Here is a 26,894-nt window from a genome sequence, read left to right as displayed (position 1 = left end):
GTCGTGAGCTATGTCGGAGCCACGCGGAACGGAAGCGGACATCACCGATCCGCGGATCACCCGCACGCGCGACAACGCCTTCGGTGCGCTCCGGGAGATCCTGGGCACCACACCGGGTGAAGCGCCGACATTCTCGGTGATCTCGCGGATATCCGGGATCGCCCGCAAGACCCTCTACGCACATTGGGACACCCCCGCGCGGATGGTGGGCGATTTCCTGCTCGCCCACCACACCGCCCCCGTTCGATCGGCCGATGTCGCCACCGATCCGCTGATGGCCTTCGTGACCGACGTGCGGGACAGCTTTCGCGACCCGGTGGTGTCCGCCGCGCTCGCCCACCTGATCGATGCCGCGGTGGGCGACCCGGCGGCCGCCGACGCGCTCGTCGCCCTCTCGCTCGCCCGGGCCGGCCACCTCGCCGAACGGGTCGGCGGCGACCCCGATCCGGAACGTCTGGCCGCCCTGGTCGGGCCGATTTTCTTCACTCGGTTCGTCCTGGGCAGCGATATGTCCGACGCGGCGCTTGCCGCCCTGGTCGAGCGTCACCGCTGATGGACACCCTGTTCGATGCGGAGCCCGACGAGCGGGCACCCGAGGAGATCGCTCCGGGCTCGCACTGGGTGCCCGGCTGGCTCGACGCCGCGGGCCAGCGGTGGCTGGTCGCCCGATTCCACGAGTGGGTGGCCGGGCCGGTGCCGCCGCGCGGGGCGAAGGTGCGCGGCCACGAGATGAGCGTCAAGACCGTCTGCCTCGGATGGCATTGGCGCCCCTACGAATACACCCGCACCGCGGTCGACGTGAACGGCCGGCGGGTCCTCGATGTCCCGGACTGGATGGTGCGGCTCGGCCGCAAGGCGCTCGCGGCCGCCGGTTGGGAGGATGACGTGGTCGCCGCGTACACACCGGACGCCGTGCTGGTCAACTGGTACGACGTCGACGCCCGGATGGGGATGCACCAGGACAAGGACGAGGACTCCCTCGCCCCGGTGGTGTCGCTGTCGATCGGCGACGCGTGCACCTTCCGCTTCGGCAATACCGAGACGCGCACCAGGCCCTACCGCGATATCCGTCTGGAGTCCGGCGACCTGTTCGTTTTCGGAGGCCCGTCGCGCCTGGCCTATCACGGTGTCCCCAAGATCTTTCCGCATACCGCCCCCGCCGACTGCGGCCTCCCCGGCGGCCGCATCAACCTCACCCTCCGTATGACCGGCCTGACCGATGCGCCGACGATCCGGCACCGTTAGCCGCGCTGAGCGCGGCTGCGCGTTCCGGATCGTCGCCGGATTGGGCGCGGCGGAAGGAGCCGGGGCTCATGCCGGTGCGGTGGCGGAAGTAGCCGGAGAAGTTGGCGGCGTCGTCGAAGCCGAGGGTCTCGCCGATATCGGCGACCGTCGCGTCGTCGTGCACCAGCATCCGCTTGGCCTCCAGGACAACACGCGCGTCGATGAGTTGCTTGACCGTCAGCCCGGAGTTGCGTTGTGAGACCCGATTGAGGGTGCGCTCGGAGTAGCCGATGCGGTCGGCGTAGTCGGCCACGGTGCGGGTGCGGGTGAAGTCGGCGTCGATCCGTTCGGTGAGCCAGTCGAAGACCTCGTCGCGGCCGCCCGGCCCGTCGCCGTCGGTGGTCGATGCGGTGTCGGAGGCGATGTCGTGCGCGGCGACCTGCAGGGCCAGCGCGGCGGCGGCGTGGCCGATCGCCGCCTCGCGGACGGTGGCGTGGGTCGGGCTCTCCCTGACGATGCCGTCGTACCAGCGCTGCAGATAGGCAAAGGCGTCGGCGAGCGCGGAGCCGGCCGGGGCGATGCCGGGCCACCGATTGGTGCGCCGGGCGCCGGTACGACGCAGCGCCGCGATGTCGACGGTGTCGAGGATCTCCGGCGGGAAGAGCAACACCTCCCCGTCGAAGCGGCCGATATCGCCCCACCGCTGGACCTGCCCGGTGTGCACCCACAACACATCTCCCGGTTCGAGCGGGTGGGTCACGAAGTCGACCTCGTGGGAGGCCCGCCCCGATCCGACCCGCACGATCATCTCGAAGCCGAGCCGCTGCGGCGCAACGAACTCCGCGGTCCCCGCCCGCCTCCGGAATGTGGCGATATCGGTGAACTCCGCGGTCCGCGAGGCCGCCCCGGGGGCGTAGGAAACCGGCCGAATCTGCGCTGTCCGGATATCACCATCCGCTGTCCCAAAACGCTCTGCCGGGCTCATTCGGCCAAACCTAATGTCGATCGCAGTACAGGAAAAGAGTTCCGGAAAGAAGGAATCGCCATGAGCGAGCTCACCTACACCATCATCGATCTCGCCGATTCGTCGCTGAACAAGGCGGCCGTGATCATCGGCGGGGAGCAGCAGGCCGTCGTCGTCGACGCCGGATTCACCCGCGCCGACGGACACCGCATCGTCGCTGCCCTGCTCGACGCCGGCACCCAGCCGACCGCGGTCTTCGTCACCGCCGGCGACCCGGACTTCTACTTCGGTGCCGAGGTCATCGCCGACGCCTTCCCGACCGTCCGCTTCCTCGCCCCGGCCGATGTCGCGACGCATATCCGCGAGACCTACGCCGGCAAGCTGGACGCCTGGGCCTCGCTGGGCGCGAATCTGCCGACCCGACTGGTCACGCTGGAGGACTTCGAGGGCGACTACGACCTCGAGGGCCACACCCTGGAGCTGCGCCGTATCGCCGACGGCCTCGGTGACCGCGGCTGGCATCTGTGGGACGCGCAGCAGCGCGCCTCCGTCGGTGGCATCCTGCTGTTCGAGGGCCTGCACGTCTGGACCGCCGATACCGGCACCGTCGAGGCCCGCGCCGCGTGGCTCGCGGCGCTCGACGCCCTCGAGGCGTTGAACCCGAGCTACGTCGTCGCCGGCCACCGCGTCGCCGGTTCCCCGACCGACCTCAGCGCGATCGACTACACCCGCGAGTACCTGCGGTTCTTCGACAAGACCATCGCGGAGTCGGCGGACGCCGCCGCGGCCGAGAAGGCGCTGCTCGCGCAGTACCCGGACGCCGGAATGCTCGTCGCCGTCGGCCTGGGCACCAAGGTCGCCACCGGCGAACTCGCCTGGGGCTGACCCGCCCGGCGCACCACCATCCCATCGCACGAGAGGACAATCACCATGTCGGACACCACCTTCCCGGCGCCCGGCCACAGCTGGGCTGCCCACTTCGGCGATCTCGCCTTCCGCCTGGATTTCGATCCGGACGGCCGCAAGCTGGCATTCGCGGCGATCGGCACCGAGCAGGCCGCCGAGGGCAATCAGACGGTCGAGTACACCGCGGTTCCCCTGCGCCAGGGCCTGTTCCTGGTCTACTGGCAGGAGGCCGGCGGCACGACCGTCAGCCATGTGGAGGACTTCGCCGAGGGCCGGGTGCACACCAACATCACCTCGCCGGACGGCACCTTCTTCAACGCCTCCGGCGCCTGGGAACAGCTGGCCTGACCCCGATCCGGCCGCGCCGATGCGCCGACGATCGGGCACGGTTGGCCGCGCCAACCGCGGGTTACCGTCCCGGATCGTCGCCACGTGTGGTCGTCTCGTCCCGATCGGCCGGAGCGGCCCGCAGGTAGCATCCTCACCCATCCGTCACCGCGGACGGGGAGGTTCCGCTGCAGTATGTGGGCGGGCTGCTCCTGGCGCTGGTGTGGCTACCCGCGTGGTTCGCGGTGTACGTGCTGCTGATCGGCCGCATCTTCTGGGGCGCGAGTGCCCGGGCGCGCCGTCCGTCGTGGACGCTGGGGCGTCGAGTGTGCACCTTCGTGCTTCACGCCTGCCACGCGTTGGCGTTGCTGGCCGCGGCGGCCGTTCCGGTCGGCAGTCTCGTCGCCGTGATCATGCTGTTCTCCGGAGGAGGCGGCTTCTGGGCCGGACTCCTCACCGGCGGGGTCATCGACGTGGTTGTTCTGCCCATCTACCTGATGATGTTGGCCTTCGCCAACGATCAGAACCCCGTCGACGTGGCGCAGGGTGAGCGCGATGCCCGCAACCAACCGCCCCGCCCCGCCCCGAGCGCGCCGCCGGTGGTCGAGCAGCCCAAGAAGGTGTGGACCGGCCCGAGGACGCGGGTGGGCTACGCAAGGACAGGCGCGGAGCGGGAGTGGTTCCGCGTCATCATTGTCGAACCCACCGACGTGGCCGGGCTCGGGGACGCCACCCGACGGCTCCTCGCCGATGTCCATCATCGCGACGACATGGGTCGGACGTGGGCGCGCCTGGATGCGATGAAGCTGACGGGGTGCAGCGCGCTCTACGTGAAGCTGCGCCGCCCGCCCGGTCGCGCGGTGCCCACCGAGGGGCGCCTGCGCGTCTACCGCGCCCTCGTCGAGGGCCTCACCGTCGAGGGGGTCGGACGGCTGGTCTTCTGCGGCGCGAGCGTGATCGGCTCGCGGGACGCTGCCGTGCACGATTTCGTCGTGACTACCGGACTCGATCCGGAACCCGGAAGCGACCACCCGGAGCAGGACCTGATCGCGGACCTGCTGGAAACGGTGCGGTGGGCGCTGGGTGACGACGACCCTGGCGTGTCGGAGGACGTGACGCGCGGCTTCCGCCGTATCAACGTCCCCGACTACTGACCGATCCCCAACGGATCTCCCGACGATTCGGCACCGTTAGCCGCGCCTACCGCGGGTAACGGTGCCGAATCGTCGCCGGAAGCCGGCGGAATGAGCCGGGGCCGACGCCGATCAGGTCCGTGGGCGGGTCACCCGGTAGCGCACGAACGCCGGGAAGGCGACCGAGGCGACCACCACCCCGACGATCACCAGAGCGCCACCGCCCGCAGCTGCGGCCGAGGCACCGACCACCGCGGCGGCGCCGCCGTGCACCAGGTCGCCGACGCGCGGTCCACCGGCGACGACGACGGTGAAGACACCCTGCAGCCGGCCGCGCACGTCGTCGTCGGCTGCCTCGAGCAGCATCGTCGAGCGCACGGCCGCGGAGAAGACGTCCGCCGCGCCGCCGATCGCCAACATCAGCACCGCCAACCACAGGAAGGCGCCGGCCGTGCCGTCGGACATGCCGACCACCAGGCCGAAGCCGAGCATCGCGGCGCCCCACACGATGATGCAGACCACGACGGTCAGGCCCTGCCGGCTCACCCGCGGCAGCCAGCCCGAGAAGATGCCGCCGACCACCGCGCCGATGGCGATGCCCGCCGACAGCACCCCGAGCGCGGTGCCACCGTCGACCGGATCACCGAAGTTGACGTGCGCCATCTCCGGGAACAACGCGCGCGGCATACCGAAGACCATCGCGATGATGTCCATGACAAACGACGCCAGCAGCACCCGATGCCCGGCCAGGTAGACGAAACCCTCCCAGACCTGCTTGAGCCCGGCCCGGCGGGTATTGCCGGTCGGCGGGATCGCGGGCAGTCGGATCACCGCCCACATGGTGAACAGCAGCGCGATCGCGTCGAGCAGATAGAGCGTCGAGAGCGACATGCTCGGCAGCGGGCCGATGCCGCCGATCAGCACGCCGGCCAGCACCGGTCCGGCGATCGATCCGAACTGGAGGACGGTCATGTTCAGCGAATTGGCCGCGGGCAGTTGCTCGGCGGGCAGGATGCGCGGCAACAGTGCGGTGCGGGTCGGCTGATTGATCGCGAAGAACGACTGCTGGATCGACAGCAGGATCAGCACCAGCCAGACGTTTTCGAGTCCGGCGGCGGCGTTGATCCACAACGCGACCGAGGAACCGATCAGACCGGTGGTGCTGACCATCAGCAGTTTGCGCCGGTCCATCACGTCGGCGAGGGCGCCGCCCCAGAGTCCGAAGCCGACCAGCGGGACCAGCGCGAACAGGCCCGCCAGGCCGACATAGGCCGAGTTCTGGGTGATCGCGTAGAGCTGCAGCGGCACGGCGAAGACCGACATCTGCGCACCGATGACCGTGATGACCCCGGCGGTCCACAGTCGGCGGAAAGCGGGTGTGCGAAGCGGTGTCGTGTCGGCGAACAGCCTCACGGTTGCAGACGGATCACGGTGGGATCCGGCGGGTGGATCCGCAATCGGTCGTGCAATCGGTCGGCGCGGCCCTGCCAGAACTCGATCAACCGCGGGCGCAGCAGGTAGCCACCCCAGTGTGGCGGCACCGGAATCGGGTCGACGTCGGCGAACCGGGCGGTGACCTCCACCAACTGGGCTTCCAGGTCCTCGCGGGTGGCGATCGGCGCCGACTGGTGCGAGGCCCAGGCCCCGAGTTGGGAGCCGCGCGGGCGGTGGTTCCAGTACTCCAGGGTCTCCTCGGCGGAGACCCGTTCAACCGGTCCGCGCAGGTGGATCTGGCGCTCCATCCCGATCAGGGGGAAGGTGACGGCCGCGACCGGGTGGGCGGCGAGTTCCTGTCCCTTGTTCGACCGGGTACCGGTGTAGAAGACGATGCCGCGCTCGTCGATCGCCTTGCACAGCACGGTGCGCGTCGCCGGTGCCCCGTCCGCGTCGATCGTCGCCAGGACGATCGCGTTCGGCTCCGGCAGCCGCGCGGCGATCGCCTCCTCGATCCAGGTTCGCGCCAGCGTCAACCAGCCGTCGGCCAGTCCACCATCGGCAAGTTCCCCGAATCGGTAGGCCACCCGTAGGTCCGCAACGTCCACCGACGGCGCCTCCCGTCGAGCATCGGCCACTGCTTCGGAAGGGGGCTGCGCATCGGTCACAACCGCAGACGCTACTCGCGCGTAACCGATTGGGGTACAGGACGGGAATGTCATTCGTTCGCAGGATATTCTCGATGTCAGTTCATCCGCGTTAACCGGCGGAGTGAGTCATCTAGGAGTGGCCATGTCGAGCGCAGTCACCGTCCCCGAGAATTTTGTCAGTGGCCTGGAGGGCGTGGTCGCCTTCACCACCGATATCGCCGAGCCCGACAAGGACGGTGGCGCCCTGCGCTACCGCGGAGTCGACATCGAAGATCTGGTCGACCGGAAGGTGACCTTCGGCAACGTCTGGGCCCTGCTGGTCGACGGCCGGTTCGGACCGGGACTGCCACCGGCCGAGCCGTTCCCCCTGCCGATCCACACCGGGGACGTGCGCGTCGACGTGCAGGCCGGCCTGGCGATGCTCGCCCCGATCTGGGGCTACCGGCCGTTGCTCGACATCGACGAGTCCACCGCGCGGGAGAACCTCGCGCGCGCCTCGGTGATGGCACTGTCCTACGTGGCCCAGTCGGCGCGCGGCATCCACCAGCCGGCGGTGCCGCAGCAGATCATCGACCAATGTCCCACGGTGACCGCTCGTTTCATGACCCGTTGGAAGGGTGAGCCCGACCCCCGCCATATCGAGGCGATCGACGCCTACTGGGTCTCCGCCGCCGAGCACGGCCTCAACGCCTCGACCTTCACCGCCCGGGTGATCGCCTCGACCGGAGCGGACGCCGCCGCATGCCTGTCCGGCGCGATCGGCGCGATGTCCGGCCCGCTGCACGGCGGCGCCCCCGCCCGGGTGCTGCCGATGATCGAGGAGGTCGAGCGCACCGGGGACGCCCGCGGCCTGGTCAAGGGCATCCTCGACCGCAAGGAGAAGCTGATGGGCTTCGGTCACCGGGTCTACCGGGCCGAGGACCCGCGCGCGCGGGTGCTGCGCGCGACCGCCAAGCGCCTCGACGCCCCGCGCTACGAGGTGGCCGCCGCCCTGGAGCAGGCGGCGCTGACCGAGCTGCGCGAGCGGCGCCCCGACCGGGCGATCGAGACCAACGTCGAGTTCTGGGCGGCGGTGATCCTCGACTTCGCCGAGGTGCCGGCCCACATGATGCCCGCGATGTTCACCTGCGGCCGCACCGCCGGCTGGTGCGCGCACATCCTCGAGCAGAAGCGCCTGGGCAAGCTGGTCCGCCCGGCCGCGATCTACACCGGTCCCGAACCGCGCTCCCCCGAGTCGGTCGAGGGCTGGGCCAGCATCGCCCAGAGCTGAATCACTTCGCCCCACCGACCGGCGCGCACCAGCCCACAGGCGCGTCGGTCGGCGCTGTGTGATCGGGTGCTACGTGCACCCGGGTGCGCCGTGGATCAGGCGCAGTGGCTGTCGACCGCCGCAGCGGCCGCGGTGTCGATCGTCGGTCCACGCTCACCGGTGGTGAGGGCCTCGAAGATGCGTCGACACGCTTCGACCTGTCGAACGGGCGTCTCGGTGCCGATGATCGGTTCGCCGACGTCGAGGCCCGTCCTCGCGAGGCGATCGATCAGCGTCGACACGGTGACCCCGGGATCTCTGCGCCGCAGAAAGCCGGACGCGAGAACACCGAGGTCGATGAACTGCCGATACCAGCTCGGGCACAGCTTGTGCCTGCGCAGAAGCAGATCCAGCTGTGGAACATCGGTGACCGCGGTCATCCCGACGATCTGGCGGCCTCGGGTGGCTTCGTAGACCTCCCAGGCGACCGTGTCGGGATCCGATACCCGGACATCGCCGGCACCCCCGACGAGCGTGGAGTCAACCGGCACTCCCGGACGAGGTTGGGGATGTCGGCGCTGAAAGCCCGTCGTACTCAGACAGTCCGGGTCGGCGGATCCGAGATCGAGGAATTCGGACCGGATGTACCAGACCGTTGCCGGACCGACCCGTGGAGCGAGTGCGATCTCCCACAGCCGACCCCCGTCCCAACGGGTGGCCGATACGGCCAGAAATACGGGCTCGAGGATCATCTGTCGCCTAGCCTTCCTGCTCGCCGATGCCCGAGCGACTGCGCCGCCTGCTGACGGCTTGTCCGCCGACGCCACCCGTCCGCGTCCCAGCTCTCACCGTTGATGTACCGCACGGCGGGCAGGATCGACCGAAAGGTCGGCCGAGCGCCGTATCTCGATCGACGCACCGCTCGGTCGAGATCGACATCCGAATCGGGCCAGCCGCTTCCGGTGAACAGCGACCGCACGTCCGGTAATCTGTACCGGACACTCCTCCAGCATGGATTTCCGAACGGATCAAGCAGTTTCGGCAACGCAACGAACAGGCATATCTGTAATTTTTCGGAATTCTAACAGTAGTGGACCCGACATGCACAGGGAGATCGGCAAGCGTCGATTCGAATTCGGCGTTACGATTCGCTGTCATGAAGGAGACGCGACGACGCTTCGGGGAACTGGTCGCCAAGCGTCGCAAGTATCTCGGCATGACGCAGGCGCAGGTATGGGACGGCGGTTCGGGGCCGTCCACGAAAACGCTGACCCAGATCGAGCAGGGCTACGGACCGGATCCCGGCCCGGGCACGCTGGGGAAGTTGGATGCCCGCCTCCAGTGGCAGCCAGGTAGCGCCGCGCGACTGCTCCAGGGTGGCGAGCCCATTCCCCTGGAAGTACGTCCGTTCTCCGAGCACGACCTCCAACAGCACTCTCGACTGCTCTACGAACTCGATCGAGTCGGGGTCGACGGAATCGCGGCCCGAGGCACCCCGCGGACAGCCGAGGGCACGGTACTGGACAGCGAGGCGGTGGAGGCGCTGATTCGAATTCTGGAGCACCTACCCACCAAAGATTCCGGCGATCACAGAGATCCACAACGGTAATGAGCGTCGGCACGAGCGGCTTCGCAGGCTTGCAGGTGGCCGGACGCGTGCTTCGAACCCACCGGGGAGGAACCGGGAGATGAGCGACACCGCCCCATCGGACGCTGCAGCACAGCGAGCGCGCGCAACGTTGAACGGACTGCGACTGTCCGGGCGCTTCGACATTGCCGAAACCGTCGCCGCCGCCACCGAGCGCATCGGCGAACCGATCCGGCTGTGTGGCGTGCCCCACATGCCACCGGGGATCGACGGCTTGTGGATCAGGACCAGCACGCCCGAGAACCTCATCGTGCACGATCGCGCCGAGAGCAAGGAGCGCCTGGCCGTCGTGGTCGCTCACGAGCTCGGACATATCGTCTTGCGCCACACACCCGATCCGGTACTCGGGGGAATGATCCGTTCCTGGCCGAACCCCACCGACGAGCGCGTTGCCTCCACGATCGCCAGAGGACGCGGCGCGATCCCGCACCACCGTGCCAGCTACGGATCGGTGGAGGAGATCGAAGCAGAGGTCTTCGCACGCCTGGCGGTCACCGGTGGACGTCGTGCACGACATCGGGACCCCGTGATCGACCGACTCCTTGCTACCTTCTGAACCACTTCTGGTCGCGATCGTCGCGGCCGGATGGGTGGTCATCTGCATCCGCGTACCGCTGCTGACCAGCCCGGTCCATCGGCTGGTCACCGCAGTCCTGATCTGCTGGGCCATCGCTGCCACGTTGCCCGTTCTCGCCGAGATCGCGGGCCCGACCGTACCGACGACCTACGCGTTCTGGCTGTGGCTACTGGCCGGCGATGTGGGGATGTTCTGGATCGCAGCATCGTTGACGGGCTGGCGATCGTGGCTGCCGGCTCGGCGGCCATTGTTGATCGCGAGCGGATCGGCATACCTGTTCTGTTGGCTGGCGACGCTGCCCGCTTCGCCTTCGGTTCCCGACGGACAGATGGAGGCATCCGCGCGTACCGGTGCCTTTCTCGTCCTTGCCTCCGGCCCACTCGCGGCGGCGGCTGTGCTCGCCCTCTACGTCTCGGCCAGTAGGATTCGACACCTTGTCACCACACGAGACCGCGCCGCGGTCGGGTTGCTCCTGGTCGTATCCGTCATCGGCCTACTTCAGCTCTTCCTGATGCTCGCCTGGGCTCCGGCCGTGGCGGCGGGACGATTGACGCCGGAGTTGCAGGCTGCCATCGCCTTCGTTACCGGTGGCCTCAGCCCGGCCTACTACCTCGTGGCGCTCGCCGTGGTTGCCGGGGTCGGCCCATTCACCCGCGCCCTCGACGAACGTCGAGCATCGCGCCGGGTGGCGACGCTCGCGCCGCTGTGGCGAGACCTGACCGTCAGCGTGCCCGAGGCATCCCTGACCGTCGGAGCGATCAGCGCCCGCGAACGGGAAACCTGGATGCTGACCGATATCGCCGATGCCATGACGGTCCTGGCCCCATACCTGCACGTCTCCGGGGAGGAACGGGCCGTGGCCCGCGCCCGCTTCGGCGACGACCGGTACGAGACGGCCGTATTGGCCACCAGCATTCGCAATGCCATCAACGGCCGCGACTCACCCCCGACCGATCCCGGTGCCCGGTGGTCGGTGGATCACGACCAGCTCGAACGCATCGCCAGAATCTGGCCCCTGACCGAAAGGACATCATGACCCGCGCCGACGTCGCAGAAGCCCTGTCCGAGAAGGATCACGAGCATCTCGAAACCTACTGGTCTAATACCGATTTCCCCTACGAGTGCCTGGTCGACCGGGCACGCACGTCGGCGTTGATGACCGCGGTGACCGAGGTTGTACGCCCCGGCGATACCGTCGTCGAAGCCGGCGCGGGCACAGGCATCCTCTCGCTGACCGCGGCCGCAGCCGGAGCGGGTCGGGTCGTCGCCGTCGAAATGAACCCGTTGCTGGCCGAGTCCTTGCGAGCCGCCGCCGATGCCAATGGGTTCGCCGACACCATCGAGGTCGTCGAAGGCGACGTGAGAACCGCCGACCTACCGTCGGCGGATGTGGTGATCGCCGAACTCATCGACACTGCGCTGATCGACGAAACCCTGGTCCCGGTGGTCAACACGCTCCGCGAACGGCGCGTGATCACCGAGAACACCAGGATGCTCCCCGCCGGCTACCGGACCGCGGTCCAGCTCGTCCACACCGACAACCGGTTCTACGGGTACGTGATCCCTGTCATCCGACACGAATGGCCCCACTACGCCGACACCGGACGCTGGGAGACTCCGCGGGTCACCGACGTCTCCCCTTGGCAGCAGGTGTGGCAGACCGACTTCACCGAGGTGGTGGATCCAGAGGTGACGTTCTCGTACACGATCTCGCTACCGGCCGAGACCGAGGTCAACGCGCTACGGCTTGGTGGGACGATGCGATTCGGCGCCCGATGGCTGGCCGATTATCCGAGCCTGAACGGCACCAAATTGATCCCGGTTCCGGCGGTGACGGGTAACAGATTCCGGGTCCGCGGGTCCTGGCTGCTGGGAGCCGGCCTCGCCCACGCCTCGATCGGAATCGACCCGCTCTGACGGAGGCGGCGCCGCCTCGATCCTGAAGCGGCGGCTCGAATCGCCCGGCGGGAACCTACCGATCGTTCCGGGACAGGACGCCGCCGGCAGGCGCAACCGGACCCGGCACTATCGTGGTGATGTCCGAAAAGGGCTATCGATCCACCAGTACCAGGAAGGACGGCTTGCGTTCTCATGGCCGACATCACCATCCCCAGCGACCTGCTCCCCGGCGACGGACGGTTCGGTTGCGGCCCGTCGAAGGTCCGCCCCGAACAGCTCTCCGCTCTGGTTGAGGTGGGATCCTCGGTGATCGGCACCAGCCATCGCCAGAAGCCGGTCAAGAACGTCGTCGGCCGGGTCCGCTCCGGCCTGCGCGAGCTGTTCTCGCTGCCGGACGACTACCAGGTCGTCCTGGGCAACGGTGGTACCACCGCGTTCTGGGACGCCGCCGCCTTCGGTCTGATCGACCAGCGCTCGCAGCACTTGACCTTCGGTGAGTTCAGCAAGAAGTTCGCCTCGGTCGCCGCGGCCAACCCGTTCATCGGCGACCCGATCGTGCAGTCGTCCGATCCGGGTACCGCGCCCGAGCTGGTCGTCGACCCGTCCGCCGATCTGATCGGCTGGGCGCACAACGAGACCTCGACCGGTGTCGCCCTCCCGGTGACCCGCCCGGCCGATACCGACGCGCTGATCGCGATCGACGCGACCTCGGGCGCCGGCGGCCTGCCGGTGACGATCACCGACGCCGACGTCTACTACTTCGCGCCGCAGAAGTGCTTCGCCGCCGACGGCGGGCTGTGGATCGCGCTGATGAGCCCGGCCGCGATCGAGCGGGTCGAGCGGATCGCCGCGTCGGGCCGCTGGGTGCCGGACTTCCTGTCGCTGCCGATCGCGATCGACAACAGCTCCAAGGACCAGACGTACAACACCCCGGCGGTGACCACCCTGCTGCTGTTCGCCGACCAGATCGAGTGGATCAACGGTCAGGGCGGGCTGAAGTGGGCCGTCGACCGGACCGCGACCTCGTCCTCGCGGCTCTACGACTGGGCCGAGGCGTCCGCCTACGCGACGCCCTTCGTCGCCGATCCGGCCCTGCGCTCGCAGGTGGTCGGCACGATCGACTTCGACGACGCCATCGACGCCGCTGCGGTCGCGAAGACCCTGCGCGCCAACGGAATCGTCGACACCGAGCCGTACCGCAAGCTGGGCCGCAACCAGTTGCGCGTCGGCCTGTTCCCGGCGATCGAGCCCGACGATGTCACCAAGCTCACCCAGTCGATCGACTACGTGGTCGAACACCTGAAGTGATCACCGAGCCGAAGTGATGTCGAGTCGGCGGCGTGTCCGAACCGTTATGGGTCGCGAATTACACTAGTGTGGTTCTTCGAGCGCCACCGATCGACGACCGCGAGGGAGGCCCCGTGCGAGACATTCGAGTCATCGGCCTAGCCTCCGACCGCAAGCACGTGGTGTGCTCCGATCCGGAGACCGGCGAGAAGTTCCGTCTGGTCGCCGACGACACACTGCGGGCCGCCGCTCGCGGTGATCTCGCCCGCCTCGGGCAAATCGAAATCGAAATGGATGCAGCGATGCGACCACGCGAAATCCAGGCCCGTATTCGTGCGGGCGCCTCGGTGGAATCGATTGCCGCCGAGTCGGGCATGCCGGCGGACAAGGTGGAGCGTTTCGCTCACCCCGTCCTCCTCGAACGTGACCGCGCCGCCCAGTTGGCCCGTGCCGCTCATCCGGTCCGGGCCAACGGGCCCGCGGTGGAAACCCTCGAGGAGGTGGTCGAGGCGGCGTTCCGCGAGCGCGGCCACGCCCCCGAGGGACTGACCTGGGACGCCTGGAAGGACGACGATCACTGGGTCACCCGGCTGCAGTGGCAGGCGGGCGCCTCGACGATCTCGGCCCATTGGCGGTTCGCCCCGGACGGTCACGGCGGCAGCGTGCATCCGCTGGACACCGCGGCCGGCGAATTGATCGACCCGGATACCAGCCACGGCCTGCGCGCGATCTCCGCGATCAGTTACTCGGAGCCGGAATCGCGGGTCATCGAGCCCCGCCCGGAAGCTCCCGCGCCGCGTCGTTCGGAGACGCCCGCGCCGCGGCGCTCCGAGGCACCGGCCCCGCGCCGTACCGCGGCCGCCTCGCCGGAGCCGGAGGTCATCGCCGAGGTCGACGAGCCGCAGGCCGAGCCGGTCCGCGACGATCGGGCCGCCACCGGTACCGCCGGTCGGGACGGTTCCGCCTCGCGTCCGAACGCGGCCGCCCGTCCGAAGCCCGCCCCGCGCAATAAGCGTGGCAAGCCCGCGATGCCGTCCTGGGAGGACGTGCTGTTGGGGGTCCGCAGCGCCGGACAGTAGTCCACGCGAGCCGCATTGGCACAGAACATCGATCGGGCCGGGCATCCACGGATGCCCGGCCCGTTTCGTTCAGACGGCCAGCAGGATCGGCAACGCCAGGATGCCGAGGATTCCGCCGAGCCCCGCCCCGCGCGCGCACCAGCGCCATACCGGGACGTTCAACCATCGGCGCAGCATTATCGGCCCCGCGAAAGACAGTCCGACGACGTAGACGATCGCGGCGATCGAGCCGGCGACCTGAGCCAACAATCCGCCCAGGGTCGCGATCCCCACCCCGGTCAACACCGCGGAGAACGCCAGCAGGGTGACCCCGGTCCACCAACTGTCGGACGGGACGCGCTGCCTATCCAGGCGGGGAACCTCGTCGGCGGGCACCGGCAGCACCCCGCCGGATGTCGGGGGCCGGTGCTCGGGCGCCATCACGGACGCATTCTGACACGCTCGTAGAACGCCAACCCGGCGGCGGTCGCCACGTTCAACGAATCGGTACCGGGCGACATCGGGATGCGGGCCCGCACATCCGCCGCGCGCATCGCGTGCTCGGTCAGACCCGGGCCCTCGGCGCCGAGCATCACCGCCACCGGCCCCTCGCCCACGGCCCGGGCCAGCGGGACCGCATCCGGGCTCGGCGTCATCGCGACCACCCGGTAGCCGGACTCGCGGATCGTCGCCAGATCGGCCGGCCAACGCGAGGTCACCGCGTACGGAATCCGCAGGGCGTGGCCCATCGACACCCGCACCGACCTGCGGTACAGCGGGTCGGCGCAGCCCGGCCCGAGGACCACCGCGCCGACGTCCATGCCGGCGGCATTGCGGAAGATCGAACCGATGTTCTCGTGGTCGTTGACCCCCTCGAGCACGGTGATCATCTCCGCCCCCAGCACCTCGGCCAGCGGTAGCGGGTCGAGGCGGCGGGCGGCGGCGAGCACCCCGCGGTTGAGGTGGAAGCCGACCACCTTCGCCATCACGTCGGCGTCGGCCCGGTAGAAGGGGACATCGACATCGGCCAGGTCGTCGCCGAGTTCGTCGAGGCGGCGCTGCACCCCGAGCAGGGCGATCGGCCGGTACCGCGAGACCAGCATGCGCTGCACCACCAGGACGCCCTCGGCGATCACCAGGCCGCGCCCACCGGGCAGGTCGGGGCGGCGGTCGACCGAGTTGAGGTCGCGGAAGTCGTCCACCCGCGGATCGGTCGGGTCGTCGATGTCGACGACGTGCACTGGGCCTCCTACGTATTGCAAACGGAACCTGCACCGGTCGCGGCCACGATTATCGTGTGCGCTCCCCGTACAGGTTCCGTTTGTAACAGTTGCCGTGGATTACTCGGCCGGCGGCGGCGGCGGGGTCGGCGCTCCACGCGGCGGTGCGATCCGGGCGTAGGTCCGTCCGGCCGCGACCGGAACGTCGCCATCGACCGGTGCGGCGGCTGCGGCGCGCGGCCGACCACCCGACGGATCCCAGTCGGTGTCGACGAGCTTGCGCTGCACTGCGACGGCGACCAGCAGCAGGATCGCGCCGATCAGCAGCATGGTGACCACACCCCAGACGGTGCCGAGCTTGGCGGCGTTGCCGAGCAGGATGCCGTACCAGCCGAAGTCGGTGTCACCGAAGGTGGTGTTCTCCGAGCCGAACGAGCCGAGTACCCGCACCAGCAGCGCCGGCAGGAAGGTGATCAACAGGCCGTTGACGAAGGCGCCGGCGATCGCGCCCCGACGTCCACCGGTCGCATTGCCGTAGACGCCCGCGGCGCCACCGGTGAAGAAGTGCGGCACCAGACCGGGCAGCACCAGGATCCACCCGAAGGCCGGTCCGAGCCAGAGCGAGAGCACCGCGAGGCCGACCAGGCCGGCGACGAAGCTCGACACGAAGCCGATCAGCACGGCGTTCTGCGCGTACGGGAACACGATCGGGGCGTCGAGCGCCGGAACCGCGCCGGGCACAACGCGCTTGGCGATGCCCTGGAAGGCGGGCACCAGCTCGCCGAGGATGGTCCGCACACCGAAGAGGATCACCGCGACCGCGACGCCGAAGCCCAGACCCTGGGTGACGCCCATCATCAGGTAGTTGCCGACGTCGGTGGCCGCGCCGGCGCCCGAGTCGTCGGCGAAGGCGGCGAAAGCGGTCTCCGATCCGGCCCGGCCGAGGTAGATCAGGCCGACGACGAGGTACATCAGCACCATCGACAGGGCGGTCGCGACCATCGAATCACGCAGGAAGCGCAGCGATTCCGGAAGTTTGAGATCCTCGGTCGAGGGGCTCTTGCGGCCGCCGACGAACCGGCCGGTGACACCGGAGGCGATATAGCCGAGGGTGCCGAAGTGGCCGATGGCGATCGAGTTGTCGCCGGTGATCCGCTTGGTCCACGGTTGCGCGATCGCGGGCAGCGCCACCATCACGACACCGAGCAGGATGCCGCCGACGGCGACGACGGTCACGCCGGGAAGGCCGGCGGTGGCCAGCACGATCGTCAGCAGGGTCGCCATGAACAGGGTGTGGTGACCGGTCAGGAAGACGTAGCGCAGCGGGGTGAAGCGGGCCAGCACCAGGCTGATCGCGAAGCCGAGAATCATCAGCCAGGCGACCCGGGCCCCGAACTCGTCCTGGGCGATACCGACGATCGCCTCGTTGGTCGGCACGACGCCCTGCGAGCCGGCGGCGCCCTGGATCATCACGCCGAGCGGTCGCAGCGACGAGGTGACCAACCCGGCGCCGGCTCCGATCAGCAGAAAGCCCAGGGTGGCTTTCAGCGCGCCGCCGATCACCTGACCCACCGACTTGCGCAGGGCGATCAGACCCACGGCGGTGATGATACCGATGAGATAGGCAGGTACGGACAGTATTTCGTTGACGATGAACTCGGCAATGGACACGAGAATGTTCATCGGTTCTCCTCGGGCAGAAAAGGTCGCGCGGTGCGCGGGTGGCGGTTAGACGTCGTAGGAGTCGCGCAGTGCGGCGTCGACTTCCCGGGTGGAGGTGAAGTCGTCGATCACCTTGACCGGGATGCCCACATCGCCCAACGTCTTGGCGATCTCACCGGAGGTGAGGATCAGGTCCGCTTCCTTGGCGCGGCCCTTGGCCGAGATCGTGTCGGTGGCCTCGACGGTGATGTACGACCCCCAGCCCCAGGTACCGAGCACCTGTTCGAGGGTGTTCTTCAAGAACAGGCTGGTGCCCAACCCGTTTCCGCAGACGGTCAGGATCAGGTTCTTGGAGGTCGACGAGCCGGCGGCGGCTCCCGAGGTGGACGCCGGAGCCGCCTCGGCGGACGCGGCGGGGCGATCGTCGAGCAGTTCCAGCAGCTGCGCCGGGGTCGCGACACTGTCGAGGGCGGCACGCTTCTGCGGGTCCCCCAGGACCTTCGCGAGCGCGGCCATCGCCGAGCGGTGGGCGGTCGCATCGACGGCCGCCAACGCCACCACCAGGGTGACGGGGTCATTTGTCTTGTGCCCGAAGGTCACCGGTTTCGCGAGGCGGATCCACGACATCCCGGTGCGATGCACCGCCTCGGACGGTCGGGCGTGCGCGAACGCGAAGCCCGGGGCGACCACGATGTACGGGCCATTGGTTTCGACATTGTCGATCATCGCGTCCGTATAAGCGCGATCGGCAATTCCGCCGCTCTCGAGCAGGCCGCCGGCGGCGCGCAGCGCCTCGTCACGGGTGTCGACCTGCACGTCGAGAGCGATTCGTTCCTCGTTGAGCAAATCAGTCAGATCCGACATGACTGCAAACGCTACTCCGGGCCCCCCGGTCTCGTGCGTCACACCTGCGCGAGCGCGAACCGCAAGGGACACTTGACCAACCGGCCGACCCGGGCATTTCGGACAGCATTCGACAGGCCGGGAAGAAGCGACCGGCCGGTGCGTTCAGGCGGTGAGCGACTGCGGGTCCGCGGCGGGCGGACCGGGATCGCCGGCATCGGTGACGCGCAGGCCACCGGCGACCAGGACCGAGCCGATGATGCCGACGACGACGGTGATCGCGCCGCCGAACCAGAGCGGTGCGCGCGGATCGACCGCATTGGCCAGGTAGCCGAGGATCATCGAGCCGATCGGGGTCGAGCCGAGGAAGAACATCGTGTACAGCCCCATCACCCGGCCGCGCATCTCGGCGGGCACGCGGGCCTGCATGATGCCCATCGCCGCATTGCTCACCGTCAGCGACAGCACCCCGGCGGGGACGAGCGCGATTGCCACCCAGAGATATCCCGGCATCAGGCCGACGACGATCAACGAGATCCCGAAGGCGATCGCCGCCCCGGTGAGCGCCCCGAGACCGAGGACGCGTGAGCGCCGGGCGGCGAGCCCGGCGCCGAGCAGGGTGCCGCAGGCGAGGATGGTCGTCAGCATGCCGTAGGCGTCCGCGCCGCCGCCGAATCCGTTGCGGGTCAGGACCGACAGGCTCAGCGGGAATTGCGCGCCGAAACCGGAGGCCGCCACGACGATCAGCAGGGTCAGCCGCAGATCCGGCCGCGCGAAGACGTACCGCACCCCGGCGCGCACCTGCCCCTTCTCGCGCGGCGCGTGCGGTACCGGGTACAGGTCGGCGGTGCGCATCAGCAGCAACCCGATCAGCACCGCGACAAAGGATCCCGCGTTGATCAGGAAGGCCCACCCGGTGCCGACGGCAGCGATCAGGATGCCGGCAACCGCCGGTCCGATCACCCGAGCGGTGTTGAAGGTCATCGAGTTGAGCGCGATCGCATTCGACAGCCGGTCGCGGCCGACCATCTCGATCGTGAACGACTGCCGCACAGGGGCATCGATCGCCGAGGAGCAGCCGAGCAGCAGCGCCAACAGCCCGACGTGCCAGAGCTGCACCTGTCCGGTGACGTCGAGCAGCCCGAGGATCAGCCCGAGCAGGGCGGCGATGCTCTGGGTGCCGATCAGGATGCGCCGCTTGTCGTATCGGTCGGCCAGGACGCCGCCCCACATCGACAGCACCAGGGTCGGACCGAACTGCAGGGCCATCACGACGCCGAGGGCGAAGGCATTGCCGTCGCTGAGGCTGAGCACCAGCCAGTCCTGGGCGACGCGCTGCATCCAGGTGCCGACCAGCGAGACGATCTGTCCCGAGGCCCACAGCCGGTAGTTGCGCGTTTTCAGGGCGGTGAACATCGAGACCCGGCCCGAACCGGCGGTCGGTTCGGCGTCGGTCACGATCCCGCTCGGTCGCGGGCGGCGGATTCGGCCGGGGTCACTCGTCGACGACCAGCAGGTCGAGCAGGGCGGCCGCGCGCGCCAGCTCCTGCACCTGCTCCGGTGTCAGGGCGTCGAGGCGGGCGGCCAACCAGTCGCGCCCGGCACCGACCTGTTCGTCGATGATCCGGCCGCCCTCCTCCGAGATCGCCACGATCACCTGGCGCCCGTCGGAGGGATGCTGTTCGCGGGTGACCAATCCGAGGTCGACCAGCGAGGCGACCACCCGGGTCATCGACGGGGGCTGGACCCGCTCGTGGGCGGCGATCGCGCTCGGCGCCATCGGACCGAGCCGGCGCAGCACCGCCAGGGTGCTCAGCTGGGTCAGGGTGATGCGATTGCTGCGCTGGGCACGCAGGCACCGGGACAGCCGCAACACGGCGATCGACAGATCGCCGGCCACCCGGTTGACCTCAGCCGGCTCGTCACTCGTCACGATGCGCCGCCCGTCGTGCTCCGCTGCCCATCATGACCGCTGCCCACCATGGCCACTGACAATACGCACTAGATTTGTGGGCATGACCGACCGCACGCCGACTCCCCCGTTGCTCGGTCGACGCTGGACCAATCCGTTGCCGGTGGTGGTGGTCGGAACGGCGCTGTGGGCGGTGCTCGCGATCGTGGCCACCGCCGTCGGAGCGAGCGGCGCGGGCGTTGCCGCGGTCGCCTGGGCGGGGGTGGTCGTCGGCCTGCTCGGCGGGGCCCTGTTCGCCTGGCAGCTGCGCGCGGCGCGGCGTGGTTCGCGGGGCGCGCAGGAGGGGCTCGTCGACCGCCGGGCACCCGATCCCGCGGACCCCCGTTAACCCCGTCGAGTACCAACGAGTCTGTATATACTTCGCTGGCCCGATACGCCCGGTTTTCCGTGGGGGTGGGCAACATCTGCCCGCCCACATCCCGGGATGGTGTCATGAGGACCAGCCGACTGCGCGCCCGTCTGACCGCCGCGGTGACCGCGATCCTGCTGGTCGGAGCCGGCTGTACAACGTCGTCCGGCACGTCGACCACCGGCCCGTCGACCACCGCCCCGTCCACCGATAGCGCGTCGAGCGCCGATGCGTCGTCCGGGGGCGGGGCCTCCCTCGATCGGCTGACCCCGATCGTGCGGGACCTGCTCGACGACATGTCGGTCCCCGGCGCGGTTGTCCTGGTCGACACCGGTGAGCAGCGTTATCTGGAGGCCTTCGGTACCCGCAGTCTCGACGGCGGCGCACCGGTCGAGACCGGCGATCACTTCCGCATCGGCTCGATCACCAAGACGATGACCGGAACGGCCCTGCTGCAATTGGTGGCCGAGGGGCAGGTCGCCCTCGACGACCCGGTCGCCGATTACCTGCCGGATGTACCGGGCGGGGACCGGATCACGATCACCGACCTGCTCGACATGCGCTCCGGCCTCGACAGTTACACCACCGAGGTGTCGTTCAACCGGGTGCTCGACGAGGATCCGACCCGGGTATGGGAGCCGCGGGAGCTCGCGGCGCTGGGTACCGCCCTACCGCCGGTCGGCGACCCCGGCACCACCTTCCTGTACTCGAATACCAATACGGTGCTCGCCGGACTGATAGTCGAGGAGGTCAGCGGCACCGATCTGGGAACGCGACTGCGCGAGACGCTGTTCGATCCGCTCGACCTCGCGGGCACCCGCTTCCCGGCGATCACCGACAACTCGCTGACCGATCCGCATCCGCAGGGCTATCTCTACGGCACCAACGTCTCGACCATCGAGTCCGCCGCCCTGCCCGAACCGGAATTGGCGCAGGCCCGCGCGGGGACGCTGCTGCCGAACGACGTCACCGATATGAACCCGTCCTGGGGGTGGGCGGCCGGCGCCGGCATCTCGACCGCGCAGGACCTCGCCCGCTGGGTCGAGGCGCTGGTCGGCGGGGGCCTGCTGCCGGACGAGTTGCAGCGCACCCGCATCGACAGCGTCGTGCCGATCGACCCGGACAACCCCGACAGCGCGAGTTACGGACTGGCCCTGGCCCGGTTCGGCCCGATGCTCGGCCACGACGGTTCGCTGCCGGGCTTCCAGTCGTTCCTGGGCCACGACCTGCAGACCGGGACGACACTGGTGGTGTTGACGACGCTGCAGTTCGCGCCGGACGGCCGCGCCCCCGCGAACGAGGTGGCGCGCCTGATCATGGCGTCGCTGTAAACCCCGCCGCCGCAGCACGGTCGGCCGGGTCGCCGCCGAGCACACGCGCGATGGTCGCGACCGCGGCGGGCCCGAAGACCTCGTCGATGTGGACGCCGTCGTCGTCGCACCAATAGGCCACCCGGATGTCGGCGGTCCCGGCCGGCCGCACCCGCAGTTCCGGATGCACCGTCACCGTCCCCGTCGGCGGTTGCACCCCGGCGGCGACCGCCGCGGCCAGTCGGCGCGGATCGGCGGCCCACTGCCGAGCCGATCCGGTCGAGGTCACCCGGGCATCCAGGGCGGTCGAGGCGATATCGAGGTCGAGCAGTTCGGCGAGATCCTCGGCGCCGGCGAGCGATCCGACCACCGTCACCGTCGGGTCGATCACCGCGACCAGCCACGGCCGGTCGAGGACGTAGGCGTCGGCGGCGTCGACGGTCTCGCCGGTCGGGGTGCGCACCCGATCGGGCGGGTCGATCGCGGCGGGGTCGAGGCGCCCGTCGGCGACCGCCTGCCCGAGCAGGTCGTGGACGCGGATCGCGGTCGCCCCGGGCACCGAACGGTTGGGGTCGGCCAGCCGGCGCAGCAGTTCCGCGGCCTGATCGGCGTCGGTGACCGTATCGCCCGCGAGCAGTCCGGCCGGAGGTCGCCGCCGGCCGGGCCAGGGGTCGAGCAGGCCGGTCAGCGGCCCGTCGCCGGCGGTGAACAGGGCGGGCGAGAGTCCGTCGACGCGGGCGTGCCGGCGAATCCACCAGGGGGTGTAGCCGTCCGGGTCGTCGAAGGCCGCCGCGGTCTCCGGCCGGTCGAGCATCATGTCGATCGCGTGCACCCACCGGTCGGGGGCGATCAGGTCGAGGTCGCGGATCGCCACCATCGTCGGCGGTTCGACGGGCAGCGCGTCCCACCAGGTCTCCTCGTCGTCGAGGAGGTGTTCCGGTGCGGTCGGCGCCTCGTCGACCACGATGGTGAAGTCCCAGCCGACGCCGATGCGGCGCAGCGCGGCGGCGCCGAAGCGGTCGATCCAGTGTGGGGCGGGTCGGCCGACCGGGGCGTCCTCGGCGAGTACCTCCCACAGCGGCGCGTCCGGGAGGAGCAATTCGTCGGCGGCCCGCAGGTACCCGTCGACGTCGTCGAGCAGGACGGACCCGAGGCCGGGGATCGCGAGGGGTTCGGGCGGGCCGGCGATCGCCGCCGCGAGGGCCAGGACCGTTCGGGCGAGCCGCAGCGCCTCGTCGCGGGCCTCCGGATCGTCGGGGCGGTCGGCGGTCAGATCGTCGACGGCGAGGATGCGCTCGCCCAGCGCCGGGTCGGCCAGCAGGTCCGCCGGGCGGGCGTCGGGGGCACCGAGCGTGGTCAACAGCGGATGTACCGCATCCGGGTGGACCACCCGCACCCAGTCGACGGCGGCCGGACCATCCGAGCCTTCGGGGGTGTCGGAACTCTCGGGGATATCGAAGCCGTCGGCGATGAACACGGTGCGCGGTCCGGTGACCAGGCGTCCGTCGGCCAGCGGTACCGGCAGCGATCCGCAGTTGTCCCGGTCGACCGCGTCGAGCACCCGCCGGTCGAGCACGTCGTAGACCCGACGCCACCAGCTCGGCGGCCGCGACTGCCCGGCGAGGGCGTCGACCAGATCGGCGACGCCGAGGACCCGCGCCCCGACCGACCGCAACAAGGCGACATCGCGGCGGGTCGACATATCCGGGTGGACCAGGCCGGGGATCAGATCGGCGAAGACCTCCGCCGCCGGTGCGTCCGCATCGGGCAGGACCACCGCATCGGCGCCGCGGATCGGCCGGCGGTCGGTGTCGTCGATCCACGGGTCGGTCCGCAGCCGCCGCACGATCGCCTCGCGCAGGGCGGCGTCGACTTCGCCCGCGGGCAGGCCCGGTTCTGGGACCGCGACCGTGCGGACCGCCGCGGGCAGCCGGGCGACCATCGCCGCGTAGTCACCGACGATCCCGGCGGCGTCGACCGTCGGCATCAGCCGGCGGCGATCGGGCTGCAGCGGCAGGTCGGCGACCACCAGGGCCGGCAGGGTCAGCGGTTCGTCCGAGCGGGTGGGGGCGCGCAGCACGTCGGGCGTCGCCCGGCCCGGGCCGCCGTCGACCTGCGGCCACAGCCAGCGCACCGGTGTCCGGGAGGCCGGCGCCTCCGAGGTGGTCACCCACCAGCGCTTCGCGGGGGTGTCGCCGTCCCGGATGGTGAGGATCTCGATGTCGTCGTCGCGCCGCTCGGTCGTTCGGGTCAGCGCGACCGGAGGGTCGACGACGGTCAGTTCGGTCAGCCCGGCCAGGTCGAGCATGACGTCGGGGGCGTCGGCGGCCAGGCCGGTCAGCAACGCATCGATGTCGAGGTCCGCCCGCGGGTACAGCACGATCTCGGTATCCCACCCCTCGGCGGGTGCGTCGGCGATCGGCCACGGCAGGCGCAGTCCCGGCAGCGGCAGGTCGTGCCGGTCGAGCGCGTCGCCGGCGATGCCCCGGTCGCGCAGGGCGGCGGCGGTCGCGTCGACGTCGAAGCCGACCGATCCGTTGCGGGAACGCACCTCGATGCGGTCGGCGATGGTGCGCACCGCGGTGAAGCCCACCCCGTAGCGCCCGGTGCGACCGTCGGCGGAAGCCTTGTCGGAGGCGCGCAGCGAGGCGAGCGCTTCGACGCCGGAGCGGTCGAGCGCGATGCCGACGTTCGCCACCCTGATGGCGTCGTCGACTCGTCGAACATGCAAGCGCGCAGGAACATTCGCGGCGACGGCGGCGTCGACCGCGTTCTGGGCGAGCTCGGTCAGCAACCGGTCGCGGTAGCCGCCGCGCACCAGATCCGCCTCGGCGGCGGCGTCCTCGCGCAGCCGCGTCGGGGACGTCTGCCACGCGGTGAGGACCGCCTCGCGCAGACCGGCGGTGTCGAACGGATCGCCGGGGTCGGCTATGGGGTGCTCTCGCTCTCGGCGGGCTCGACCACGGATTCGACCACGGCGGCCTCGGCCACCACAGGCTCGGTCGCCTCGGCCACCACAGGCTCGAGCGCCTCGACCTCGACCACCGAGACGGCGACATCGACCGTCACCGGCTCGGCCTCGGCCTCGGCCTCGGCGACAACCTCGTCGGCAGCGTCAGCGACGGCTGCTTCCGCGACAACCTCGTCGGCAACGACGTCGGCCGCCTCCGCGACGATGACCTCGGCGGCGTCGGTACTCGCGAAATCGGACTCGAAGGGCAGCGGCGGCGGCAGGCGCAGCGCGTCGATCGCGTTGTCGTCGAAGGGCTCACCCACCGGGGAGCCCGCTCCGACCGTCGGGCGCACCCGCGAATGCGCGCCGCAGCCGTATTGCACGTGCACCACGCGACCGTCGGCGGCCATCTCGTTGCCGCAGACCCCGAAGGCCGCGCGCAGCGAGCCGGCCAGCGACAGGAAGAACCCGCAGGTGATGCAGTGTCCGGGCGCCGCCTTGGCCATATCGGCGTCCGGCCCGAAGTCGCCCGACCCCCAGCGCTCGGCGGTGTCGAGGCGACCCTCGCGGCTCATGACCACCGGCCGGCCCAAACCGAGCTCGAGGGCGACGTCGTCGATCTCCGGATCACCGGTCGCGACGTAGCCGGGCTCGAGGCGCGGGTCGTCCTGATGCGGCGGCAGCAGATCACCGGGCGACAGGTCGCCGGGACGGACCCGGTCCTTCCACGGCACCCACTCCGGCGCGAGGATCGCGTCCGGTCCGGGCAGCAACGCGGTCTCGCTGACGGTCGCCACGTCGGCGCCGGCGACGGCGGCCACCACGACCGCCCACTGCCAGCCGCGGTAGCCGTTCAGCTCGGCGGCGAAGCGGTGGATGCCGGCGGTATCGCCGACCATCTCGAATCCCAGGTGCTCGCCGGCCTCGGCATCCTCACTGTCGATCAGTGCGGTGCGGGCCAGATCGGACGCTCCGAGCAGCAGAGCCCGGAGATCGCCCTCGGCAACGGCGTCGGTGGCGGCAGGTGGGTCGAGCAGATTCACGCCTCCATTTTGCCTTATCCTCGCCGTCGAAACCGCCCCGGGCGCCGGACCGGCCGCAGCGTCCATCCCTTGGACGGGCACACACGTGCCGATCGCACCCGCGACGACCCGCCCCGCCGCGCCCGATCAGGCGGTCGCCGACCCCATTCCCATGTCGAGATCGTCGCGGCCGAGATCGATCGGCTCGGCGCCGGCGGGACCGTCGAGGCGATCCCACACCGCGGTCAAACCACCGGGGACGATCCATTCGGTGGTCGCACCCAGTTCATCCCGGCTCCACCACCGGTGACCGAGCATCGTGACCTTCTCGTCCTCGGTATGGCCGGATTCGTCGACCTCGAACGCCGGGACCCGCGCGGCGAAGTAGGTATCGGCGTTTTCCACGCTGCGGTTGCTGTAGTGATGCACGCCGATCCGGGTGGCGACCGGCCCGATCAACCGCTCGGCGGGCAGATGCAATCCGGTTTCCTCGACCAATTCGCGCAACGCGGCCTCGCGCGGTGTCTCCCCCGCATCGATCCCGCCGCCGGGCGTGATCCACCAGCGGGCGTCGGAGCCGGGGTCACTGTCGGCGAAGAGCAGCAGTCGGTCGCGATCGTCGATCAGCAGGATGCGCGCGGTCGCGCGTCGTACGTACCGGCGCTCACCCGAGTTCGCGAATCGCTTCGTCACGACACGACGGTAGAGGATCGGCGCGCGATCCGTTGACCTCGGCGGCACGGACCGCCGATCGTGATCCGGCCCGCAATCACCCCGCCGTTCGCGAAAGTAAAGAGATGGTCAACTAGATTCGTGCGGGTGCAGCCCCTCCCTCCGCCGCTACCCCCGCGGCACCGCAGGGTGGCGGCCTCTCCCTCGGCCGCGTCCGCCGCCGCACACCGCATCCCGAAGGACCGCGGTGCCTGATTCCGCCGCCGTGGTCGACGCGGCCCTTTACCTCGCCGCGACCGTGCTGGTGATCTCGATGGTCGCGGGCCTCTACCGAGCCTGGCGGGGGCCGACCGCCGGCGACCGCATCGCGGTCTTGCTGTTGCTCGGTACCACCGGGGTCGCCCTGCTGGTGGTGCTGGCGGCGGCGCTCGACATCCCGGCGCTACGGGATGCGGCGCTGGTGGTGGTGCTGTTGGCGACGGTGGTGGTGATCGTGCGGATCCGCGGCACCGGGGATCAGCGGTGAGCCGGCCGG

28 protein-coding genes are annotated in these 26,894 nt (G+C 70.0%); 15 read left to right on the top strand and 13 right to left on the bottom strand.

The window, feature by feature from the left end; all coding sequences use genetic code 11:
• The first annotated feature begins 10 nt into the window (after positions 1-10).
• Positions 11-553, top strand: coding sequence for a TetR family transcriptional regulator C-terminal domain-containing protein (locus tag MB1_RS15155; protein WP_066908869.1), 543 nt, complete (start codon positions 11-13; stop codon positions 551-553).
• Complete coding sequence (locus MB1_RS15150) at positions 553-1,245, top strand: alpha-ketoglutarate-dependent dioxygenase AlkB family protein (protein ID WP_066908866.1); 693 nt, start codon at positions 553-555, stop codon at positions 1,243-1,245. The genes MB1_RS15155 and MB1_RS15150 overlap by 1 nt, the downstream gene beginning before the upstream one ends.
• On the opposite strand, the gene MB1_RS15145 is transcribed toward MB1_RS15150, so the two are convergent.
• Positions 1,193-2,209, bottom strand: coding sequence for a helix-turn-helix domain-containing protein (locus MB1_RS15145; RefSeq protein ID WP_066908863.1), 1,017 nt, complete (start codon positions 2,207-2,209; stop codon positions 1,193-1,195). The genes MB1_RS15150 and MB1_RS15145 overlap by 53 nt on opposite strands.
• Positions 2,210-2,269: 60 nt before the next feature.
• Between MB1_RS15145 and MB1_RS15140 the strand changes: the two genes are divergently transcribed.
• From MB1_RS15140 to MB1_RS15130, 3 genes are all read left to right on the top strand, one after another.
• The gene (locus MB1_RS15140) at positions 2,270-3,073 is read left to right on the top strand and encodes an MBL fold metallo-hydrolase (protein WP_066908860.1); all 804 of its coding nucleotides are present in this window, start codon (positions 2,270-2,272) and stop codon (positions 3,071-3,073) included.
• 45 nt (positions 3,074-3,118) lie between these two features.
• Positions 3,119-3,442, top strand: coding sequence for a MoaF-related domain-containing protein (locus tag MB1_RS15135; RefSeq protein WP_066908857.1), 324 nt, complete (start codon positions 3,119-3,121; stop codon positions 3,440-3,442).
• Between the two features lie 176 nt (positions 3,443-3,618).
• Positions 3,619-4,575 carry a hypothetical protein gene (locus MB1_RS15130; RefSeq protein ID WP_066908854.1) on the top strand — a complete coding sequence of 319 codons (957 nt, stop codon included), beginning with the start codon at positions 3,619-3,621 and terminating at the stop codon, positions 4,573-4,575.
• 111 nt (positions 4,576-4,686) lie between these two features.
• On the opposite strand, the gene MB1_RS15125 is transcribed toward MB1_RS15130, so the two are convergent.
• Both MB1_RS15125 and pdxH read right to left on the bottom strand, forming a co-directional pair.
• Complete coding sequence (locus MB1_RS15125) at positions 4,687-5,967, bottom strand: MFS transporter (RefSeq protein ID WP_066908851.1); 1,281 nt, start codon at positions 5,965-5,967, stop codon at positions 4,687-4,689.
• Positions 5,964-6,596 (bottom strand): pyridoxamine 5'-phosphate oxidase, encoded by a 633-nt coding sequence (gene pdxH / locus MB1_RS15120; protein ID WP_245650209.1) that lies wholly within the window; start codon positions 6,594-6,596, stop codon positions 5,964-5,966. The genes MB1_RS15125 and pdxH overlap by 4 nt, the downstream gene beginning before the upstream one ends.
• 184 nt (positions 6,597-6,780) lie before the next feature.
• Here pdxH and MB1_RS15115 point away from each other — a divergent pair, with 184 nt between their 5' ends.
• Positions 6,781-7,908 (top strand): citrate synthase 2, encoded by a 1,128-nt coding sequence (locus MB1_RS15115; RefSeq protein WP_066908845.1) that lies wholly within the window; start codon positions 6,781-6,783, stop codon positions 7,906-7,908.
• 95 nt (positions 7,909-8,003) lie between these two features.
• On the opposite strand, the gene MB1_RS15110 is transcribed toward MB1_RS15115, so the two are convergent.
• Complete coding sequence (locus tag MB1_RS15110; protein ID WP_157084094.1) at positions 8,004-8,438, bottom strand: hypothetical protein; 435 nt, start codon at positions 8,436-8,438, stop codon at positions 8,004-8,006.
• 605 nt (positions 8,439-9,043) lie between these two features.
• On the opposite strand from MB1_RS15110, the gene MB1_RS15105 reads away from it, so the two are divergent.
• From MB1_RS15105 to sepH, 6 genes are all read left to right on the top strand, one after another.
• The gene (locus tag MB1_RS15105; protein WP_066908839.1) at positions 9,044-9,496 is read left to right on the top strand and encodes a helix-turn-helix domain-containing protein; all 453 of its coding nucleotides are present in this window, start codon (positions 9,044-9,046) and stop codon (positions 9,494-9,496) included.
• Between the two features lie 79 nt (positions 9,497-9,575).
• The gene (locus MB1_RS15100; protein ID WP_157084093.1) at positions 9,576-10,091 is read left to right on the top strand and encodes an ImmA/IrrE family metallo-endopeptidase; all 516 of its coding nucleotides are present in this window, start codon (positions 9,576-9,578) and stop codon (positions 10,089-10,091) included.
• Complete coding sequence (locus MB1_RS15095) at positions 10,078-11,148, top strand: DUF6545 domain-containing protein (RefSeq protein ID WP_157084092.1); 1,071 nt, start codon at positions 10,078-10,080, stop codon at positions 11,146-11,148. The genes MB1_RS15100 and MB1_RS15095 overlap by 14 nt, the downstream gene beginning before the upstream one ends.
• The gene (locus MB1_RS15090; protein ID WP_066908831.1) at positions 11,145-12,029 is read left to right on the top strand and encodes a 50S ribosomal protein L11 methyltransferase; all 885 of its coding nucleotides are present in this window, start codon (positions 11,145-11,147) and stop codon (positions 12,027-12,029) included. The genes MB1_RS15095 and MB1_RS15090 overlap by 4 nt, the downstream gene beginning before the upstream one ends.
• A 174-nt stretch (positions 12,030-12,203) precedes the next feature.
• Complete coding sequence (gene serC / locus MB1_RS15085) at positions 12,204-13,319, top strand: phosphoserine transaminase (protein ID WP_066908828.1); 1,116 nt, start codon at positions 12,204-12,206, stop codon at positions 13,317-13,319.
• A gap of 113 nt (positions 13,320-13,432) precedes the next feature.
• The gene (gene sepH / locus MB1_RS15080) at positions 13,433-14,377 is read left to right on the top strand and encodes a septation protein SepH (protein WP_066908825.1); all 945 of its coding nucleotides are present in this window, start codon (positions 13,433-13,435) and stop codon (positions 14,375-14,377) included.
• Between the two features lie 69 nt (positions 14,378-14,446).
• Here the strand turns inward: sepH and MB1_RS15075 are convergent, their stop codons facing one another.
• The 6 genes from MB1_RS15075 to MB1_RS15050 form a co-directional block, all read right to left on the bottom strand.
• Positions 14,447-14,797, bottom strand: a complete 351-nt coding sequence (locus MB1_RS15075; RefSeq protein ID WP_066908822.1) for a DUF2537 domain-containing protein — start codon at positions 14,795-14,797, stop codon at positions 14,447-14,449.
• Positions 14,797-15,597 carry a TrmH family RNA methyltransferase gene (locus MB1_RS15070; RefSeq protein ID WP_066908819.1) on the bottom strand — a complete coding sequence of 267 codons (801 nt, stop codon included), beginning with the start codon at positions 15,595-15,597 and terminating at the stop codon, positions 14,797-14,799. The genes MB1_RS15075 and MB1_RS15070 overlap by 1 nt, the downstream gene beginning before the upstream one ends.
• Before the next feature lie 99 nt (positions 15,598-15,696).
• Entirely contained in the window at positions 15,697-17,259 is a 1,563-nt protein-coding gene (gene ulaA, locus MB1_RS15065; protein WP_066908817.1) for a PTS ascorbate transporter subunit IIC, read from the bottom strand.
• A 45-nt stretch (positions 17,260-17,304) separates the two neighbouring features.
• A complete protein-coding gene (locus MB1_RS15060; protein WP_066908814.1) occupies positions 17,305-18,102 on the bottom strand; it encodes a PTS sugar transporter subunit IIAB in 798 nt (265 codons plus the stop codon).
• A 144-nt stretch (positions 18,103-18,246) separates the two neighbouring features.
• Entirely contained in the window at positions 18,247-19,497 is a 1,251-nt protein-coding gene (locus tag MB1_RS15055) for an MFS transporter (protein WP_084351908.1), read from the bottom strand.
• Between the two features lie 79 nt (positions 19,498-19,576).
• Positions 19,577-20,014: a MarR family winged helix-turn-helix transcriptional regulator gene (locus MB1_RS15050; RefSeq protein WP_066908811.1), complete on the bottom strand. Its 438-nt coding sequence runs from the start codon at positions 20,012-20,014 to the stop codon at positions 19,577-19,579.
• Positions 20,015-20,096: 82 nt separating this feature from the next.
• Between MB1_RS15050 and MB1_RS15045 the strand changes: the two genes are divergently transcribed.
• A complete protein-coding gene (locus MB1_RS15045) occupies positions 20,097-20,381 on the top strand; it encodes a DUF2530 domain-containing protein (protein ID WP_066908808.1) in 285 nt (94 codons plus the stop codon).
• Positions 20,382-20,485: 104 nt separating this feature from the next.
• The gene (locus tag MB1_RS15040) at positions 20,486-21,733 is read left to right on the top strand and encodes a serine hydrolase domain-containing protein (protein WP_084351906.1); all 1,248 of its coding nucleotides are present in this window, start codon (positions 20,486-20,488) and stop codon (positions 21,731-21,733) included.
• On the opposite strand, the gene MB1_RS15035 is transcribed toward MB1_RS15040, so the two are convergent.
• From MB1_RS15035 to MB1_RS15025, 3 genes are all read right to left on the bottom strand, one after another.
• On the bottom strand, positions 21,717-24,530 hold the full coding sequence (locus MB1_RS15035) for a sacsin N-terminal ATP-binding-like domain-containing protein (RefSeq protein ID WP_066908805.1): 2,814 nt from the start codon (positions 24,528-24,530) through the stop codon (positions 21,717-21,719). The genes MB1_RS15040 and MB1_RS15035 overlap by 17 nt on opposite strands.
• A 110-nt stretch (positions 24,531-24,640) precedes the next feature.
• Positions 24,641-25,708, bottom strand: a complete 1,068-nt coding sequence (locus MB1_RS15030; RefSeq protein WP_369406872.1) for a DUF3027 domain-containing protein — start codon at positions 25,706-25,708, stop codon at positions 24,641-24,643.
• Between the two features lie 126 nt (positions 25,709-25,834).
• Positions 25,835-26,380 carry an NUDIX hydrolase gene (locus tag MB1_RS15025; RefSeq protein WP_066908802.1) on the bottom strand — a complete coding sequence of 182 codons (546 nt, stop codon included), beginning with the start codon at positions 26,378-26,380 and terminating at the stop codon, positions 25,835-25,837.
• 226 nt (positions 26,381-26,606) lie between these two features.
• Here MB1_RS15025 and MB1_RS15020 point away from each other — a divergent pair, with 226 nt between their 5' ends.
• Positions 26,607-26,885, top strand: coding sequence for an MrpF/PhaF family protein (locus MB1_RS15020; RefSeq protein ID WP_245650208.1), 279 nt, complete (start codon positions 26,607-26,609; stop codon positions 26,883-26,885).
• The last annotated feature ends 9 nt before the right edge of the window (positions 26,886-26,894 follow it).

The sequence above is a fragment of the Millisia brevis NBRC 105863 genome, from assembly GCF_001552615.1.
Taxonomy (GTDB): domain Bacteria; phylum Actinomycetota; class Actinomycetes; order Mycobacteriales; family Mycobacteriaceae; genus Millisia; species Millisia brevis.
This window is presented reverse-complemented; position numbering and strand designations above follow the sequence as displayed.